The 359-nt window shown below is 57.9% G+C and carries 1 protein-coding gene; it reads right to left on the reverse strand.

The window, feature by feature from the left end:
• A partial coding sequence (locus QWI17_RS04840; protein WP_302721385.1) for a triose-phosphate isomerase family protein occupies window positions 1-359 on the reverse strand: 359 nt, incomplete at both ends.

Below are 359 nucleotides of genomic sequence, written 5' to 3' on the forward strand. Positions count from 1 at the left end.
ATCGCGATAGAGTCGGTGATCGGCCCGGTTTGAGCCGCCCAGCAAATGGCAGCGAAAGACATCGCATCCAGAGACGCTCCGCCGATCAAGCCGCCATCGATATCGGGTTGATTGAACAATTGTTCTGCGTTGTCGGCCTTCACACTGCCACCGTACAAAATCCGGCAATCGGCGGCCGCTGCGCGATCTTGGTCAGCCAAATATTGGCGGATGTGTCGATGCACCGCTTGCGCCTGCTCGGGCGTCGCCGTTTCGCCAGTACCAATGGCCCAGACCGGCTCGTAGGCAATCACGCCTTTAACCAGATCCTGAATGCCAACAGCCTTCAGTACCGCATTCAGCTGATTGGTGACGACCAC

The organism is Gilvimarinus gilvus, assembly GCF_030518155.1.
Lineage (GTDB): Bacteria > Pseudomonadota > Gammaproteobacteria > Pseudomonadales > Cellvibrionaceae > Gilvimarinus > Gilvimarinus gilvus.